Source organism: Rhodococcus sp. P1Y, from assembly GCF_003641205.1.
Classification (GTDB): Bacteria; Actinomycetota; Actinomycetes; order Mycobacteriales; family Mycobacteriaceae; genus Rhodococcoides.
This window is the reverse complement of record NZ_CP032762.1, coordinates 4,166,785-4,182,632: the sequence shown is the minus strand read 5'-3', so window position 1 is coordinate 4,182,632 and position 15,848 is coordinate 4,166,785. Positions and strand designations below refer to the sequence as shown.

General features: G+C 62.8%; 18 protein-coding genes. 10 read left to right on the top strand and 8 right to left on the bottom strand.

The genetic code is table 11. The features are described 5' to 3' along the window. Window positions 1-6: 6 nt before the first annotated feature. From D8W71_RS19245 to D8W71_RS19235, 3 genes are all read right to left on the bottom strand, one after another. Window positions 7-1,449, bottom strand: coding sequence for a purine-cytosine permease family protein (locus D8W71_RS19245; RefSeq protein ID WP_236077508.1), 1,443 nt, complete (start codon window positions 1,447-1,449; stop codon window positions 7-9). Between the two features lie 273 nt (window positions 1,450-1,722). Then, a complete protein-coding gene (locus D8W71_RS19240) occupies window positions 1,723-2,880 on the bottom strand; it encodes an iron-containing alcohol dehydrogenase (RefSeq protein WP_121115700.1) in 1,158 nt (385 codons plus the stop codon). A gap of 78 nt (window positions 2,881-2,958) precedes the next feature. Next, window positions 2,959-4,449, bottom strand: coding sequence for a CoA-acylating methylmalonate-semialdehyde dehydrogenase (locus D8W71_RS19235; protein WP_121115698.1), 1,491 nt, complete (start codon window positions 4,447-4,449; stop codon window positions 2,959-2,961). A gap of 113 nt (window positions 4,450-4,562) precedes the next feature. Here D8W71_RS19235 and D8W71_RS19230 point away from each other — a divergent pair, with 113 nt between their 5' ends. Further along, complete coding sequence (locus D8W71_RS19230; protein WP_121115696.1) at window positions 4,563-5,456, top strand: LysR family transcriptional regulator; 894 nt, start codon at window positions 4,563-4,565, stop codon at window positions 5,454-5,456. Here D8W71_RS19230 and D8W71_RS19225 read toward each other — a convergent pair. Beyond that, window positions 5,450-5,896: a MarR family winged helix-turn-helix transcriptional regulator gene (locus D8W71_RS19225; RefSeq protein WP_121115694.1), complete on the bottom strand. Its 447-nt coding sequence runs from the start codon at window positions 5,894-5,896 to the stop codon at window positions 5,450-5,452. The two genes, D8W71_RS19230 and D8W71_RS19225, sit on opposite strands and share 7 nt — an antisense overlap. 78 nt (window positions 5,897-5,974) lie before the next feature. Here D8W71_RS19225 and D8W71_RS19220 point away from each other — a divergent pair, with 78 nt between their 5' ends. The 5 genes from D8W71_RS19220 (at window position 5,975) to D8W71_RS19200 (ending at window position 9,606) form a co-directional block, all read left to right on the top strand. After that, on the top strand, window positions 5,975-7,093 hold the full coding sequence (locus D8W71_RS19220; RefSeq protein WP_201265137.1) for a substrate-binding domain-containing protein: 1,119 nt from the start codon (window positions 5,975-5,977) through the stop codon (window positions 7,091-7,093). 27 nt (window positions 7,094-7,120) lie between these two features. Beyond that, window positions 7,121-7,792 (top strand): GAP family protein, encoded by a 672-nt coding sequence (locus D8W71_RS19215; protein ID WP_121115692.1) that lies wholly within the window; start codon window positions 7,121-7,123, stop codon window positions 7,790-7,792. Between the two features lie 27 nt (window positions 7,793-7,819). Then, the gene (locus tag D8W71_RS19210) at window positions 7,820-8,242 is read left to right on the top strand and encodes a hypothetical protein (protein WP_236077507.1); all 423 of its coding nucleotides are present in this window, start codon (window positions 7,820-7,822) and stop codon (window positions 8,240-8,242) included. A gap of 32 nt (window positions 8,243-8,274) precedes the next feature. After that, window positions 8,275-8,523 carry a hypothetical protein gene (locus D8W71_RS19205; protein ID WP_121119560.1) on the top strand — a complete coding sequence of 83 codons (249 nt, stop codon included), beginning with the start codon at window positions 8,275-8,277 and terminating at the stop codon, window positions 8,521-8,523. 225 nt (window positions 8,524-8,748) lie between these two features. Further along, complete coding sequence (locus tag D8W71_RS19200) at window positions 8,749-9,606, top strand: YdcF family protein (protein ID WP_161965469.1); 858 nt, start codon at window positions 8,749-8,751, stop codon at window positions 9,604-9,606. On the opposite strand, the gene D8W71_RS19195 is transcribed toward D8W71_RS19200, so the two are convergent. Further along, window positions 9,607-10,170 (bottom strand): permease, encoded by a 564-nt coding sequence (locus tag D8W71_RS19195; RefSeq protein WP_121115686.1) that lies wholly within the window; start codon window positions 10,168-10,170, stop codon window positions 9,607-9,609. It lies immediately after the preceding gene. A gap of 148 nt (window positions 10,171-10,318) precedes the next feature. Between D8W71_RS19195 and D8W71_RS28190 the strand changes: the two genes are divergently transcribed. Both D8W71_RS28190 and D8W71_RS19190 read left to right on the top strand, forming a co-directional pair. Then, window positions 10,319-10,444 (top strand): hypothetical protein, encoded by a 126-nt coding sequence (locus D8W71_RS28190; protein ID WP_268959785.1) that lies wholly within the window; start codon window positions 10,319-10,321, stop codon window positions 10,442-10,444. 53 nt (window positions 10,445-10,497) lie between these two features. After that, window positions 10,498-11,481 carry a cobalamin biosynthesis protein gene (locus D8W71_RS19190; RefSeq protein WP_121115684.1) on the top strand — a complete coding sequence of 328 codons (984 nt, stop codon included), beginning with the start codon at window positions 10,498-10,500 and terminating at the stop codon, window positions 11,479-11,481. On the opposite strand, the gene D8W71_RS19185 is transcribed toward D8W71_RS19190, so the two are convergent. Genes D8W71_RS19185 through D8W71_RS19175 form a run of 3 tightly spaced genes read right to left on the bottom strand, consistent with a single transcriptional unit; the run spans window position 11,422 to window position 13,543 of the window. Then, a complete protein-coding gene (locus D8W71_RS19185; protein WP_121115682.1) occupies window positions 11,422-12,339 on the bottom strand; it encodes an SURF1 family cytochrome oxidase biogenesis protein in 918 nt (305 codons plus the stop codon). The two genes, D8W71_RS19190 and D8W71_RS19185, sit on opposite strands and share 60 nt — an antisense overlap. Window positions 12,340-12,372: 33 nt before the next feature. Further along, window positions 12,373-12,861: a low molecular weight protein-tyrosine-phosphatase gene (locus tag D8W71_RS19180; protein WP_268959783.1), complete on the bottom strand. Its 489-nt coding sequence runs from the start codon at window positions 12,859-12,861 to the stop codon at window positions 12,373-12,375. Next, a complete protein-coding gene (locus D8W71_RS19175) occupies window positions 12,848-13,543 on the bottom strand; it encodes an HAD-IA family hydrolase (RefSeq protein WP_121115678.1) in 696 nt (231 codons plus the stop codon). Before D8W71_RS19175 ends, D8W71_RS19180 begins: the two co-directional genes overlap by 14 nt. Window positions 13,544-13,614: 71 nt before the next feature. On the opposite strand from D8W71_RS19175, the gene cobC reads away from it, so the two are divergent. Together cobC and D8W71_RS19165 are read left to right on the top strand one after the other, a co-directional pair. Further along, window positions 13,615-14,640 carry an Rv2231c family pyridoxal phosphate-dependent protein CobC gene (cobC, locus tag D8W71_RS19170; RefSeq protein ID WP_121115676.1) on the top strand — a complete coding sequence of 342 codons (1,026 nt, stop codon included), beginning with the start codon at window positions 13,615-13,617 and terminating at the stop codon, window positions 14,638-14,640. After that, a complete protein-coding gene (locus tag D8W71_RS19165; protein ID WP_121115674.1) occupies window positions 14,637-15,776 on the top strand; it encodes a Nif3-like dinuclear metal center hexameric protein in 1,140 nt (379 codons plus the stop codon). The genes cobC and D8W71_RS19165 overlap by 4 nt, the downstream gene beginning before the upstream one ends. Window positions 15,777-15,848 lie beyond the last annotated feature (72 nt).

The following is a 15,848-nucleotide window of genomic DNA, read 5'->3' as shown; positions in this document are numbered from 1 at the left end:
AGCCTTTCAGTGTGTGGTGGCTGTGTCCTGGTGGGACGTGCTGTCCGGTACGTGTGCCGGGGTGTAGAAGCGTCCGCGAGTCGCGATCGTCAAGGGGATGTAGACGATCGGTCCGATGATCATCGCGATGAACGATGCGTAGTACGACGGATAGACCCCGAACACTCCGAGCGCGCCCACCGCAATGCCGATCAGCATCGCGCTGATCCCGCAGGGGTTCCAGTTGCGGACCCACCCGTCACGAAATTCGATGTTGGTCGACGGCGCCAGACCGAGCCATTTGCGGCACACGAAGTAGTCGGCCAACAGGATGAAGATCCACGTGTTGGTCATGATGCCGGTGACGGCGAGAAACTTGTCCGTGTACTGCAGAACATTGATGGGGTACAGGGCAATTCCGATGACGAGCAACGCAACCATCCACCACTGCCGACCGAACTTGCGGGGAGACAGGGCATCCCACGCGTTCGACAGTGCAAGAGATCCGGAGTAGAGGTTCATGACGTTGATGCGCACCTGGGTGACGATCGCAAAGATCACGCCGAGCAAGCCCATGACGATTGCGAAGTAGAGTCCCGGATCGGTAGCCGAGAGCTCAGGGGACGCCGTGCCGTCGAAATAACGAAGCATGGTGAAGCCCAGGAACACTCCCAGAATCATGACCACGACGATCATGAGTAGTTCGGCCAACATGAGTCCGCCGGTGCCACGATAGGTGACGCTTTTCTTCACGAATCGTCCGTAGTCGGTGGCAATGAGTGCCTGGAAGACGATCTGTCCGTTGACCAAACTGAGTGCTTGCCACATCGCAGTGGAGGAGAATCCGTCGGTCGCCTGCCATTCGCCTGGGCCGACGAGGACGTAGCCGCTCGCCAGCATGTACATGCCGACGGCGAACAGAATCAAGAAGATCGGCATTCCGAACTTCTGCAGGATGTTCATCGAGTGCATGCCGCGCCAGGAGAAGAACAGCGCGACCAGGGCGACGATTGCGAACACGACGGTGGCCCAGAAGGAGTCGATGTCGATGCCGGCATACTCGCTCAAACCGTGCGAGACGATGCTGCCTTCGAAAATGAAGTAGAACACGTAGTTGACGGCGTAGACGAGAGACGCGACCGCCGACCCCTTGGTGCCGAAACCGAGTCCTCGGGTGAGTAGTGGCAGCGATAGACCCTCTTGACTGGCGATCCTCATGATCAGGCTGCCGATGAGAGTAGCGCCGACGACCATGTAGGCGATGGGGAACAGGAACATCGGCCAGCCGACGAGGAAGCCGATCTGGCCGCCCAGCGAAAACCAGAACATCGCCGTCACGTTGCCGGTGAGGACGAGCAGGATGGCGGGTCGCGGCCAGCGCTGTGTTGCCGGTACCCGCGACGTCGCGTAGCTCTCGATCTGATCGTCGAGGCTCGTAGCTGGGCCCTCGAAATACTTTTTCATGTTCATGGCGGTTGTCCAGTTCGTTTCGATCGGCGCCCGGCGACACGCGGGTGGTCCCGCGGAAGCGGTTGCTGCCTAGGTGGAGTTGCCGAAAGTGCAGTTGCACCGGTGCTTGCACGCACCTGTGAAGCTCCGAACTGAATAATACTTCCTACAGACACTATTTTTCTGGAAACTATGTAAACAATTTGTGACAACGTGTAATTGGCTGAAATCGGGCGCACAGACCTGTGGCCTCGCACCGGAAAAATCGGTACGAGGCCACAGGTCGGGGGTCGATCAGTACACCGCGCGATACAGCTCCGCGATCTCGTCGGCAGTCGGGACCACGGGGTTGTTCGAGGGGGATCCGGACGCAAGAGCCTGCTCGGCCATCAACGGAATGAGGCTGTCCCAGCGCTCGCGGTCGACTCCGTATGCGCTCGGTCTGGGGACTTCGACATCGGCACACAGGGTGTCGATGAATTCGATCAGCTTGTTGGACGCGAATGCATCGGAATCGCCACGTTCGGCAGCGCCGAGTTGACGGGCACAGTCCGCATACCGAGCGCGCGCACCGGGAATCGAGAATGCTGTGACGGCGGGCAGTAACATTGCGTTGGAAAGCCCGTGTGCAACATGGAAATGCGCCCCGATGGGACGGCTCATCCCGTGTACGAGGCACACGCTGGCGTTGGAGAATGCCATTCCTGCCTGAGTCGAAGCGTGCATCATCGCTTCACGTGCTTCGCGGTCGGAACCGTCTCGGTACGCACGGAGGAGGTACTGGCCGATCGTCTTCATCGCCGACAGAGCCAACCCGTCCGAGATCGGGTTTGCCTTCTTGCTGACGTAGGCCTCGATCGCGTGAGTCAGAGCGTCGACACCGGTGTCCGCAGTCAAACGCGGCGGCATCGACATCGTGAGGTCGGAATCGACAATCGACGCGATCGGCAGAAAGGACAGTCCAGGACAGAGCATCTTCTCGTCGGTCGCGAGGTCGGTGATGATCGTGAACTGGGTTGCTTCCGAACCACTTCCAGCGGTGGTCGGGATCGCGATGATCGGCAACGCCGGCCCTGAATACACGCGCGGAGCCTTGAAGTCCCGCATCACGCCACCCTGCTCGGACAAGACGGCCAGTGCCTTGGCCGTGTCCATGGGGCTTCCACCGCCGAAGCCGATGATGGCGTCGGCGGCGTGCGACGCAACCGCGTCGAGACCAGCCTGCAACGAATCGGTCGTGGGGTCGGGGACGGTCTCGGAAAAGACAGCAGGTGTCTTTCCTGCCGCCTCGATGATCTTGACCAGTCGCTCTGCGCTGCCGTTGCCGACCATGAACGCATCGGTGACCAGTAGCGGGCGTTCGACATTCAGGTCGGCCAGTACCGAACCGAGGTCTTCGACCGCACCGGGTCCGAGCTTGAGAAAACGGGGAAACGAGATATTGGCAACCATGGGGTCTCCTTCGGATGCGCGTCGCACCGATGTGAACGGAAATCCATAGTGGGCTATGGATTTCCATTCACATAGGGGTCAGTTGTTTTCTGGGAATCCGAGGTTGATGCCGCCGTGGCTGGGGTCGAGCCAGCGGCTGGTGACGGCTTTGCCGCGGGTGAAGAAGTGGACTCCTTCGGTGCCGTGGGCGTGGGTGTCGCCGAAGAGGGAGTTCTTCCAGCCGCCGAAGCTGTAGTAGGCCATGGGGACGGGGATGGGGACGTTGATGCCGATCATGCCGACCTCGACTTCGTTCTGGAACCGTCGCGCCGCGCCGCCGTCGTTGGTGAAGATGGCGGTGCCGTTGCCGTAGGGGTTGTTGTTGATCAACTCCAGTGCTTGGTCGTAGGTGTCGACGCGCACGACGGACAGGACGGGTCCGAAGATCTCGTCGGTGTAGATCGACATGTCCGGCTTCACGTGGTCGATCAGCGTCGGGCCGAGCCAGAAACCGTTGTCGCCGCCATCGGCTTTGACGCCGCGGCCGTCGACGACGATGGTGGCGCCGTCGGCTTCGCCGGCGTCGACGTAGGAGGCGACTTTGTCGCGGTGGGCTTTGGTGACCAGTGGTCCCATGTCGGAATTCTTGGTTCCGTCTCCGGTGACGAGCGGGGTGGTGCGTTCGACGATCTTGGCGACGAGTTCGTCGGCGATGTCGCCGACGGCGACGAGTGCGGAGATGGCCATGCAGCGTTCGCCTGCGCTACCGAAGCCGGCGTTGACCATGGCGTCGGCGGCGAGGTCGAGGTCGGCGTCGGGCAGGACGATGGCGTGGTTCTTCGCCCCGCCGAGTGCTTGGACGCGTTTTCCGTTGGCGGTGCCGGTGGAGTACACGTACTGGGCGATGGGGGTGGAGCCGACGAAGCTGATCGACTTGATCTTCTTGTTTTCGAGTAGTTCGTCGACGGCGAGCTTGTCGCCCTGGAGGACGTTGAACACTCCGGGGGGTAGGCCGGCTTCTTCCCAGAGTTCGGCGAGCCAGATCGACGCGGTGGGGTCCTTCTCCGACGGTTTGAGGACGACGGTGTTGCCTGCCGCGATGGCGACGGGGAAGAACCACATCGGGACCATGGCGGGGAAGTTGAAGGGGGAGATGATGGCGACGGGTCCGAGGGGTTGGCGGATGGAGTAGACGTCGATGTTGGTGGAGGCGTTTTCGGTGTAGCCGCCCTTCAGCAGATGTGCAATGCCGCAGGCGAATTCGACGACTTCTTGGCCACGCGAAATTTCGCCGAGGGCGTCGGAGAGGACTTTGCCGTGTTCGCTGGTGATGATGGCGGCCAGTTCGCTCTTTTTGGCGTTGAGCAATTCGCGGAAGTTGAAGAGGATCTGAGTGCGCTTGGCGAGGGAGGTGTCGCGCCAGGCGGGGAAGGCGGCTGCGGCGGCGTCGATGACGGCTTTGGCATCTTCGAGGTTGGCCAGGGCCAACTGTCCGGTGATCTCTCCGGTGGCGGGGTTGGTGACGGGGGCGGTCTTGTCGGAGGTGCCGGCGAACGGCTTACCGTCTACCCAGTGCGCAATGGTGGTCACAGATGCTTCCTTCGTTCGGGATGTGACCTCAGTCTCCTTGGCAACATTGCCCGTGTCAAAGCCCAATGTCGCACTCCTGCGTGCATAAATGCACGCATTGCTAGGCTCGGTCGATGTTCACCGCAGACCACCTCAGGTTCTTTCTCGAGGTTTCACGGCACGGGCGCCTCAACGAGGCCTCACGATCGTTGGGTGTCGACCACACGACGGTAGGGCGACGCATCACGAGCTTGGAGAAAGCTGCAGGTCAACGGTTGTTCGACCGAACACCTTCTGGATGGAGGTTGACCGAGGCCGGCCGTCGCTTGGTCGGTTACGCGGAAAGTGTCGAGTCGACGCTCATCGCGGCTTTCGAAGATCAGACCTCGGGAGTCGGTTCCCTGACCGGGTCGGTCAGGATCGCAGCAACCGACGGGTTCGGTGCCTTCGTCCTCACCCCCAACCTCACCAAGCTGCGACGTGCGCATCCGGACCTGGATGTCGAGCTGGTGACTGCCACCGAACACAATTCGCTGAACACCCGTGAGTTCGACATCGCCATCACCCTCGAGCAACCGTCGCCGAGGTTCGTGGCGTTCCGGAAGCTGGCAACCTACTCGCTGCATCTGTACGCGACCCGCGAATATCTCGACGCGACGCGACCCATCGACAGCATGGAGGATCTGCGGCATCACACCCTGATCTGGTACGTCGGCGCGCTTCTCGATGTCGCTCCGCTGCAAATCCTCGATTCGATACTTCCCGACGGTCGGGCACAGATTCAGACCAACAACATCACCGGTCATTGGCTCGCAGCCCGGAGCGGGCTCGGGCTGGCTCCATTACCCAGCTATATCGGCGAACCGGACGACACGCTTGTCCGAGTCCTCGCAGAGCAGTTCTCCATCGAGCGAACCTATTGGGCCGCAGTTCCGCGCGAGCTCACCGGCCTTGCCAGGGTGCGTGCGGTAGACGACCTGCTCAGCGCGGTCGTCGCGGAAGCGCCGCACCTGAGATCGAGTCAGTGATCTGCCGCAACCTGTTCGGAGAGGGCGTTGGACATCGTGGATCGCAATACGGTCTCGAACAGCTCGCGATCGGAATCGGATCCGAACACCCGGCTGTGCACGGCTTCCACCGATTCGGCAACGTCGAGGAACTTCTGTCGGCCACGCTCGGTGTTCCTGATGAGCACTTGACGACGGTCGACGGTACCGGTCCGGCGGTGAACCAGGTTGTTGGCCACCAGTCTGTTGACCACCTTCGTCAACGTGGGAGGAGGAAGCAACGCGAACTCCGCCGTCTCGGCCATGGTGTGGCCGTCGCCGTCCGACAGAAGATCCAGGACTCGCCATTCCTCGAGTTCGAGCCCGGAGGGTTCGAGTGCCAGTCGCATCTGTTCGCCCACTATCCGCTCCACGGCCGACAGGATTCGGTCTGCGCCGAATGCGCGGCGACTGCGTTCCATCGGCGTCACGGAAAAGAACTCCTATCATGAAACTGGTCAACCGGAGAAGTGCAGTCTATGCGACGAGCGAGGCTGCGGATGAGTGAGACACCGTCGATGGGCACCGAGCTGGATACCACTCGCTACGACAGCGACACCACGTTCGCCGTCGGCATGATCTTTCCTATGTCCGGACCCTTCGGGCTTGTCGGGCCGTCGAGCGAACTGTCGGCCCGGTTGGCGCAAGAGGAGTTGAACGCCGAGGACGGGATTCTGGGTCGGCGCGTCGAACTGCTGCCGATCGACGGTGGGCGTGACCCCGCTGTCGTCGCATCCGAGGTCCGCGCTCTCATCGATGTCGGCGCCCTCGATGCTGTTGCAGGAATGCACACCTCAGCTGTGCGGCGATCGTTGATACCTGTCACCAGCGGCCGGATTCCGTACGTCTACACCTCGCTGTACGAGGGCGGTGACCGCTACCCGGGATTGTTCGTGACCGGGGAGACGCCGTCCGAGCAGCTGATACCGGCCCTCGACTTCATGATGCGTGAACTGGGGCGACGGAACTGGGCGATCGTCGGAAACGACTACGTGTGGCCGCGCAAGACCGCGTCGATCGTCGGTCGACATCTCACGTCGGCCGGCGCGTCGGTGTCGTTGGTGGATTTCTCGCCGATCGGAACCGCCGATTACTCCGCGACGGTGTCCGGCATCGGGATCTCCGGTTGCGACGCCGTGGTGGTCCTGTTGCTCGGCGACGACGCGGCCGCGTTTCATCAGTGTTTCTCGGCGGCCGAGCTGGATCGGGAGTGTGTCAGATTGAGTCCGTTGATGGACGAGAACATGCTTTTGGCCACGGGCACCGAGAACACCTACGACCTCTACGTTGCTTCTGGTTATTTCGAGACGTTGGCGACTCCCGAGAGTCTCGACTTCTCGGGGAAATTCTCGGCGCGTTTCGGAACCGACGCACCGATCGTCGGGTCTCTCGGCCAATCGTGTTACGAGGGAATCACTTTCCTCGGTGAACTCGTCAACAAAGCAGGAACCGCCGATGTCGCTGCGTTGGAATCGCTTTCGCAGAACTTCGGCTACGACGGGGCCCGTGGTCATCTGACCATGGTGGCAGGGCATGTCGTGCAGCCGATCTACCTGGCGCGCGCAGGGGAGTTCGATTTCGATGTCCTCGGTCAGCTCGAGCCTCGTCGGCCTCGGTGACGAATGCCGGACTAGGGTGACACTGACATGATCTCGTTGCTGGCGGCCCTCGTAGGTTTCGCAGTGCTCGACTCGCTCGACGTACTGTTGATCGGAATCACCGCAGCTATCGCGTACGACGCGCGTTTACGTCGAGCATCTCCGCTGAAGACCGGCCTGGCTTTCGTCGCCGGTGTTTTCGTCGCGACCACGGCGTTCGGGCTGCTCGCTGTTCTTGGAATCGACTTTCTCACCGGCATATTGGACTTCGAACTAACCCCCACGGTGCGTTTTTGGGGTGAGTTGGTGCTCGGTGTCGTGCTCATTTCGTTGTCGGTGCTTCCGCAGTCGAATCGAGCTGCTCCCGCGTGGACCGCCAAGTTCAGGGCGAGTCCGCCGCTGCTCGCATTGACGGGTTTCGCCGTCGGCATCGTCCAGGCCCCAACAGCGGTTCCGTACTTGGCCGGAATTGCGATGTTGTCCTCGCGCAGTCCGCTTCCTCCCGCGTGGCCGTTGATCGTGGTGGCGTACTGCATGTTGGCTTTGCTTCCACCACTGCTCGTGCTTGCCATGTCGATGGGACGTAGTCGGTCGGCCCGTCGTCGGTACCTCCGTGTAGTTCGGGTTCTCACGAAGTACGGCCCTACCTTCGTACGAGTCGTGTTCGGACTCATCGGTATTGCGCTGATCGGTGACTCGGTCGTCCACCATCCATGGTGATCGATTCGGCTCCGTACAGTGGAGTTCGTGGATATCGTTCGGTGGCGAAGCAGGCTCCCGGTGACGCGACCGAACGACGGAGAACTCGTCGGCTGGACCGTGTCGGAGAACTACGACGAGAGCCGGGTGGATGGAGTCAATCCAGTCGGGCATGCGCTCGCGCGGGAGCTTCCGGTCGACGACGCCGTCGATGTACTTGTGAAGAACGGGCTTTCGTCGTTGTCTGCGCCGTGCTGGGGGAGAGCTCCGCTTCCGCTTCGTGCCGACACCGATCTGAGGAGGCCCCTCCATGGCTGGCGCTGGCGACGGTTCGTCCTCGTGCAGCTCGAGGAGGTGAGGGTATGGGTTCGCCCCGCGTATCCGAGCTGGGACGAGCGTCGAATCGAGCTGCCGCTTCAATTGCCGATCGACGACGTCCTAGTCGTCGAGCCTCCCGACGATCACGAGTGAACACTCGGAGGGCTCTCGCCTACGGTGGTGTCATGACAGTCGAAGATTTCGGAAGCAGGCGCACACTTTCAGCCGAAGAGCTACTCGTGGTGGTGGGGGACTACGCGCTCGTCGACCAGGCAGGGAACCAACGCGGTCTCATCGAGTCGGTGGGGCAGGAGGGTCTGTCCGTGGTGGTGACCGTGGCCGAGGACGACGGACCAGTCGAACTCTCCTTCGCGCCGGATGCTCAGATCGTCATCGAACCGTACGACGGCGGTAAGGCTCCCGTCGTTCCCTGATCTGCGATTGTCGTTGTACGAGAGCGGATTCGAGCGTCTTCGAATTACACCAATGTAACTTCAGCCCCTTTCGTAACATTGGCCACAGCAGTCACACTCGAGTTAGCCTGTGGATGACCTCGATGTCGTCTGCAGGAAGGGCGCGCTGTGCATACAGGCCTGTCCAGAAGAAGAATTGGTCTCGCAATCGCCGGTTCCGCGGTGGCCACGCTCGTCTTCGGGGGTGTGGCATCAGCGCAACCTGCTGCCCCCGTCGACCCGCTGCCGTTCGATCCGTTGGCGATCATCGAGACCATCGCCGAGCCCGCTACGCCCGCGCTGTACAACGCCGCGCAGGACAAATTGGTCAAGGGCGAGTACGACGTCGGTCTTGCAGCCCTCGACGCGCTGGAACTTGCGGCGCCCTCGGACGCCAATGTCGCTGCGCTGCAGGTTTTCTATTCCAATGCCGCTGCTGAAACGGATGCTGCGGAATCTGCGCTCGTCCGTCTCGGCTCGCTCGATCCAGTCCTGCACGACACCGTCGAGCGGGCGCTCGACGTCATCACAGCGTCGGCGGAGTCGGAGGTGGACTACGCCCCGCTGCTCGACGGTCCACGGACGGCGATCGTTGCCCTCGGCTTCGGCCTGGAGGGCGACGGGTCGATGCGCGCCGAGCTGATCCAAAGGCTGGAGGGTGCGGTCGCGGCGGCAACGGCATCGCCCGAGTCCCCGGTGATAGTCACGGGAGGAAACCCGCAGAACGGTGTCGCCGAAGCTGATGCAATGCGTCAGTGGTTGATCGACAACGGCGTCGACGCAGGCAGAATTCACGTCGAGAACAAGGCGAATTCGACCGTTCAGAACGCGCTGTACACGGTGCCGATTCTCGAGTCGATCGGTGCGGATTCCGTCGCCATCGCAACGTCACCGAACCACATACGCCGGTCGATATCGAACTTCGAAATAGCCGGCGCACACGTCATCGGTGCAGTCACAGTCGATCCGGACGATGCGCCCGAGGTCGAGCCGCTCGGACCGGGATCGCGGCTGGGCCTCACTGTCGATGCCACCAAGGTCGTCGGCATACCGCGTACGTACTGATCAGACCTGCGGGGGAGGTGACGTCGCAGCGATCCGCTTCTGGGCGCGACGCCTGCTGCTTCGGACGATCACGAAGACCAGTGCTGCGAACACGATGACAGCGATGACGGCACCGAGCGCGGTTGCGCCTCGGAACCCCGGTGCCTCGGTATCGAGTGTTCGCTCACCCGCATGAGCCGCGTTACTGCTGCCGAGCACGATCGTCAACGTGAGCAGGTTGGGAATCGCGGCGGCAACCGCCAGCACGACGGACACGATTGCAGTCACCTTGCCGCCCCGCTTCTTCCGGACGCGCCATGCGGCCGTGAAGAAGAGAAGCGGAAGCAGGCTGCAGACGATTCCGAAGGCGAGGCCCCAGAAGATGCCCTTGCTGAACGCTTGCTCGGACAGGTTGGCTACGCGGATGCTCCACCAGCGGGGGAGGAACGCCGCCAGGATCAGGTATGCGATTACCAGCAACACCACCCCGACGGCAATCAGAATTGCCTTGTTGACCCACCCTGGCCTGCCAGTCTTCGCTGCTGCACTGGTGTTGCCGTCCTGAATCGTGCCATCTCCGCTCATGTGGTCGATCCTAGCCGCGATTGCTCAGGTGACTGTTGACACATGTGACGGCGCGCTCATCTGCATTTTCTTCGGTCTACCCGTCGGTAACAATCAAGATCATCAGCGCTCGAAGTGAGCGCTCGGCGATTGTTGGGGGATAAGAGAGATGGCAATGTTCTGGATGGCAACGGTCGGCTTCTTCGGCATTGCGGCAGCAATGCTGCATTCGGGCAACGATCTTCAGTTCAACAACCGTCAGATGGCGAGTGCCTACCGGTCACGCTGGGCCTGATCGACGGGTGCCCGGCGGCGTAAGCGCTAGTCGCGCTTCGTTACCGTCGGTGCATGACCTTCCGCTGGACGCGATTCCACAGTCGCTCCGCAGGCATCGTCCTAGGCCTGGGGCTCGATCTGATCCTCGGTGATCCGCGTCGGTATCACCCCGTCGCCGGGTTCGGACAGGCCGCGGCTGCGCTCGAAACGAGGTCCTACCGAGATTCGAGGGTGGCAGGCGGGGTGCACACCGTCGTGCTGGTGGGGTCCGTCATGGCTGCGTCGGCCGCAGTTGCCACAGCGACGAGACGGCGCGGCCCGATCCTGGACACGGCGCTGACCGCGTCGGCGACATGGGTCGCACTCGGTGGTACGTCGCTCGCCCGCACCGGCTCGCGGATGGCTGGACACCTGCGATACGGCGAGATCGACGATGCTCGCGCTCTGCTCTCGTCGCTGTGCGGCCGTGACCCCAGTGTGTTGAACGTCGACGGTCTGACTCGCGCATCGCTCGAATCGGTCGCCGAGAACACCTCCGACGCGTCGGTGGGAGTGGTGTTCTGGGGTGCGCTGGCGGGGGTGCCAGGGATATTGGGCTACCGCGCCGTCAACACTCTCGACGCGATGATCGGTTATCGGTCCCCGAAATACTTGCGTTTCGGATGGTTCGCTGCGCGTCTTGACGACGCGGTCAACCTTGCCCCCGCACGACTGACCGGTTTGACCACGTCGGCGTTAGCTCCTGCGGTCGGGGGCCGTGCGACCGATGCGCTGCGGTCGTGGCGGCGTGACGCTTCCCGGCACCCGAGTCCGAATGCGGGCGTCGCCGAGGCCACGGCTGCGGGCGCACTGGGAGTCACTCTCGGGGGCAGAACGGAGTACGCCCATGGCGTCGAGATACGGCCGACGCTCGGTACTGGGCCCGCGCCGAGTCCGGTGGACCTCGAACGGGCAGCGCGCTTGTCCAGATTGGTCCAGATCGCGGCTACCGCGGTGTCAGCGGTTCTTGCCGTATCGATCGGCGAGGCGTATGTCGTTTTCGGTGGACGACGCTGACGTCGATTTTGTCTTCGACTTGCGTTCCTTCCGAGTTGGCAAGGTGAATTCGGGCTCGCCCGACTGAGTGTCGACCTCCCGATGGTGGTCCGACGTGTCGGGGTCGGGGTCCGCGAAATCACGCTGATTGGCCTTGCGCCTCTCCCGCCATTCCGCGCGGACGAAGTAGGCGAGTCCGAGCGGTGCCATGATGCCGAACGCCAGCCATTGCAATCCGTAGGACAGATACGGTCCGGAGTCTGTCTGGGGTAGCTCGATCACGCCGAGACCACCGGGTTGATCGGCGTCGAGTTGGAGATAACCCTCGACTGGGGCAACGCTCAGTGCTCCGCCGATCTGGGCGGGATTGATGTTGTAGACCTGAATGTGGCCGGCTTCCTCGATGGGCTCCCGCGAGGTCCCCTCGGCCTGACGGACGCGCGCGTCGAGCGTGACCTCGCCCGATGGGGCCGCTTCGATGGGCGGCGGCTGCGTTCCTTGAACCGGGAGTACGAATCCGCGGTTGACCAGCACAGTGGGGCCGTCTCGGAGGACGAAGGGCGTGATCACTTCGTACGCAGGCTGTTCCTTGATGCTGCGCAGGCGGACGAGAACCTCCTTGTCCGCTTGGTACTCACCGGTCGCGACAACGCGACGCCATTCGTCGTCGTCGGAGAATCCGTTCGCCGACAGGATGTCCGCGATCGGAACGGGTTCGGCCGAGACGGATTGGTTGATCAGATCGTTGCGGTGCGACGTCGACGAATTCTTGCCCAGCTGCCACGGCGCCAACACCGAGAAGCACAGGTATGCGAAGAGGGCGACGACAGCGGCCAGCGCAAACCAACCAGGACGCAACAAGAACTTGAGCTTTCGCACGACAACTACGGTAGCGGCTGGACGATTCCCGATCTACGACGCGTCGTCGGAGACGCGATTTCGCGCCCACTCCACCAGACCGGGCATCGCCGCTTCGATCTGTTCGCGAACCTCGCTGAACGCATCGTCCGAGGAGTAGTACGGGTCGGCCACCGACTGATCGTCCGCGTCGTCGTCGAACGATCGAAGCAGGGCGATTCGCTCGGCCGGTGCTCCCAACTGGAGCAGCTGTCGTGCGTGGCCGGTGTCGAGCGCAACGAGCAAATCGGCCTCCAAGTGGTTCGGGCCTACCTGTGCTGCCTCGTGCTCGGAGTCGTATCCGTGCGCATCCAATTCGGCAACGGTCCTCGGATCGGCGCCTTCACCTTCGTGCCATCCGTCGATACCGGCACTCGATACTCGGACGCTCGATCCGAGGCCTGCTTCGTCCAGATGCTGCGCGAAGATCTTCTCCGCCATCGGTGAGCGACAGATGTTGCCGGTGCAGACGAAGCTCACGTGCAGCGCGTCAGGTGTTGTCAACGAGCACCTTCGACAGTTCGGCGGCATCCGCGACGGTGAACGCGGCGTCGTCGTTCTCGCCTTCGATGCCGTAACCCCAGTCGACGTAAATTGCCGGAATCCCGAATCGCGCGGCACCGTGTACGTCGTGGTCTCGATCACCGACCATGAGGACACTGTCGGTTCCGCCGTCGGCGATCTCTTTCGGTACCAGTCCGAGGCCCCGCAGCGAGTGCGCGATGACGTCGGGTTTTGCACGGCGGACGCCGTCGTTGCTCGCGCCGCCGATGAAATCGAAGTACTGGGACAGCTCGAAGTGGTCGAGGATTCGGTGGGCGAAACGCTCGGACTTGGACGTCGCGACGCCCAACCGGACTCCGCGGTTCTTCGCATCCGCCAAGACCTGCTCGACTCCGGCGTACACAGAGTTCTCGGCCCAGCCCGTGGCGTCGTAGCGATCGAAGTAGGCCTTCAGAGCGCTCTGCGCGGTGTCTTCATCCAGACCCATCGACCGGAACGTGTCGATCAGAGGAGGCCCGATGACGAGCGAAAGTTGCGCCTCGCTCGGTGCAGGCGCGCCGACGGAGGCGAGTGCGTGGTGGAAGCCGGCAAGGATGCCGGGCGCCGAATCGGTGAGCGTCCCGTCGAGATCGAACAGCACCACCGAGGCACGGGAGGTCCCCGGCTCGTCGAGATTTGTCATGACAAAACCTTATCGGGGAGGGCGCGGACTACGCTCATCGGCAACGAAAGGATGTACGGAAATTGGACTCGATGTCGCTTCTTCGCCATCACGGTGACGCGGAAGTGGGCGACGGACTCGTCGATTTCGCCGTCAACGTGCAGGGGACTTCACCGCCTCGGTGGCTTCGTGACAGATTGGCAGCCTCTCTCGATTCGCTCGGTGCTTATCCGTCCGTCGAATCCGACTACCGTGCGCGCGAAGCGGTCGCACGACGCCACGGGCGAACCCCGGAAGAAGTTGTTCTCCTCGCCGGCGGTGCCGAGGGCTTCGCGATGATGCCGAGACTCCGTCCGCGTCTGGCTGCGGTGATTCACCCGTCGTTCACCGAGCCGGAGCTTGCGCTTCGCGAGGCGGATGTCCCGGTCGAGCGAGTGATTCTGGATCCACCCTTTCGTCTCGATCCGAGCCTTGTTCCGGAATCGGCCGACATGGTTGTTCTCGGCAATCCGACGAACCCGACTTCCGTGCTCCACGATCGAGAGACGATTCTCGCCCTGAGGAGGCCGGGTCGCATCGTCGTTGTCGACGAGGCATTCGCCGACGCAGTCGAGGGGGAGGCCGAGTCCGTTGCATCGGAGCGTTCGCCGGATCTGCTCGTACTGCGCAGCCTGACCAAGACCTGGGCGCTGGCCGGGCTTCGATGCGGATACGCGCTCGGTCACCCGGATGTGCTGGCTCGATTGACTGCAGGACGCGCGCACTGGCCACTCGGTACCTTGCAGATCGAGGCCATCGCTGCGTGCAGTCAACCGGCAGCACTCGAGGAGTCGGCGATGAAGGCCCGCGAGATCGCTGCCGACCGCGAGAAGATGATTGTTCGGTTGCAGGCTATCGGCATCGACGTGCACGAACCAGCCGCTGCTCCGTTTCTGTTGCTCGCAGTTCCGAACGCGAGCGAACTTCGTCTTCGACTGAGAGACAGAGGTATTGCCGTGCGACGCTGTGACACGTTCCCGGGATTGTCGACGGGGTACCTCCGTGTGGCGGTTCGTCCTTCGGAGCAGGTCGACCTTCTTATCGATGCGCTCGCCGACGTGACCGGGAGCCGACCATGAGGGATGTGGTGACTCTTGCGGATGTGGTCGCGGTTCTGGACAGTGCGTACCCACCTCGATTGGCCGAGAGTTGGGATTCGGTGGGGCTCGTCTGCGGCGACCCCGCCGATCCCGTCGGCACGATCCTGTTCGCCGTGGACGCGACGGCCGAGGTCGTGGACGAGGCGATCGAGTGGGGCGCCGACCTGCTCGTCGTACATCATCCGTTGTTGCTCAGGGGTGTCGATACCGTCGCCGCCAGCACTCCCAAGGGAGCGTTGATTCACCGCCTGGTCAGGTCGGGCTGTGCGCTGTTCACCGCACATACGAACGCGGACAGCGCCAATCCGGGAGTGTCCGATGCGTTGGCGTCGCTGCTCGGGGTGTCGGGGACGCGACCGATCGAACCCATCGATGCGCCGTCGATCGACAAGTGGGTCGTATTCGTGCCGGCCGGACACAGCGACTCCGTGCGGCAGGCATTGTTCGACGCAGGAGCGGGTGCGATCGGTGACTACTCCGAGTGCAGTTGGAGCGCGCAAGGAATAGGCCAGTTCTTGCCGAGGACCGGAGCAGACCCTGCAATCGGCGTTGTCGGGTCGTTGACGCGACTGGACGAGGACCGAATCGAGACGGTGGCACCGGCGTCGCTCCGAGCAGCGGTGCTCGCGGCGCTCCGCCGAGCACATCCCTACGAAGAACCGGCGTTCGACGTGTTCGAACAGGCCCGGCTACCTACCTCGACCGGCCTCGGCCGGGTCGGACATCTACTCGCGCCGACCACGCTCCGTGATTTCACCGAGACGGTGCGTGTGGCACTCCCATCGACCGTGTGGGGCGTACGGGCCGCGGGTGACCCGGACGCCGTCGTGTCCACTGTCGCCATGTGCGGCGGGGCAGGTGACTCCTTCCTGGGTGCCGTAGGCCAGCTCGATGCCGACGTCTACGTCACCTCCGACCTGAGGCACCACCCCGTCGACGAGCACCTACGCGCCGGTGGGCCCGCGGTCATTGATGTTGCGCACTGGGCCTCGGAATGGCCATGGTGTGGCCAAGCACAGGGGATCGTCGACGCGAAGTTCGGCGGAACCCCTGGCTGGCGCAGCAGGGTCAGCACTCGCCGCACCGATCCGTGGACGGTCGGATCGGTCCGCTAGGTCGGTGACCGGCCGTCGACGAAACCGGTAGTCTTGTCCGAATCAACTTCCATAGCTGCAGGAGTCATCACG

Bases quoted from the DNA above. Each gene is read 5' to 3' on its own strand.
- D8W71_RS19245 (WP_236077508.1), bottom strand. From the start codon at position 1,449: ATGAACATGAAAAAGTATTTCGAGGGCCCAGCTACGAGCCTCGACGAT.
- D8W71_RS19240 (WP_121115700.1), bottom strand. From the start codon at position 2,880: ATGGTTGCCAATATCTCGTTTCCCCGTTTTCTCAAGCTCGGACCCGGT.
- D8W71_RS19230 (WP_121115696.1), top strand. From the start codon at position 4,563: ATGTTCACCGCAGACCACCTCAGGTTCTTTCTCGAGGTTTCACGGCAC.
- D8W71_RS19225 (WP_121115694.1), bottom strand. From the start codon at position 5,896: ATGGAACGCAGTCGCCGCGCATTCGGCGCAGACCGAATCCTGTCGGCC.
- D8W71_RS19220 (WP_201265137.1), top strand. From the start codon at position 5,975: ATGAGTGAGACACCGTCGATGGGCACCGAGCTGGATACCACTCGCTAC.
- D8W71_RS19215 (WP_121115692.1), top strand. From the start codon at position 7,121: ATGATCTCGTTGCTGGCGGCCCTCGTAGGTTTCGCAGTGCTCGACTCG.
- D8W71_RS19205 (WP_121119560.1), top strand. From the start codon at position 8,275: ATGACAGTCGAAGATTTCGGAAGCAGGCGCACACTTTCAGCCGAAGAG.
- D8W71_RS19195 (WP_121115686.1), bottom strand. From the start codon at position 10,170: ATGAGCGGAGATGGCACGATTCAGGACGGCAACACCAGTGCAGCAGCG.
- D8W71_RS28190 (WP_268959785.1), top strand. From the start codon at position 10,319: ATGGCAATGTTCTGGATGGCAACGGTCGGCTTCTTCGGCATTGCGGCA.
- D8W71_RS19190 (WP_121115684.1), top strand. From the start codon at position 10,498: ATGACCTTCCGCTGGACGCGATTCCACAGTCGCTCCGCAGGCATCGTC.
- D8W71_RS19175 (WP_121115678.1), bottom strand. From the start codon at position 13,543: ATGACAAATCTCGACGAGCCGGGGACCTCCCGTGCCTCGGTGGTGCTG.
- cobC (WP_121115676.1), top strand. From the start codon at position 13,615: ATGTCGCTTCTTCGCCATCACGGTGACGCGGAAGTGGGCGACGGACTC.
- D8W71_RS19165 (WP_121115674.1), top strand. From the start codon at position 14,637: ATGAGGGATGTGGTGACTCTTGCGGATGTGGTCGCGGTTCTGGACAGT.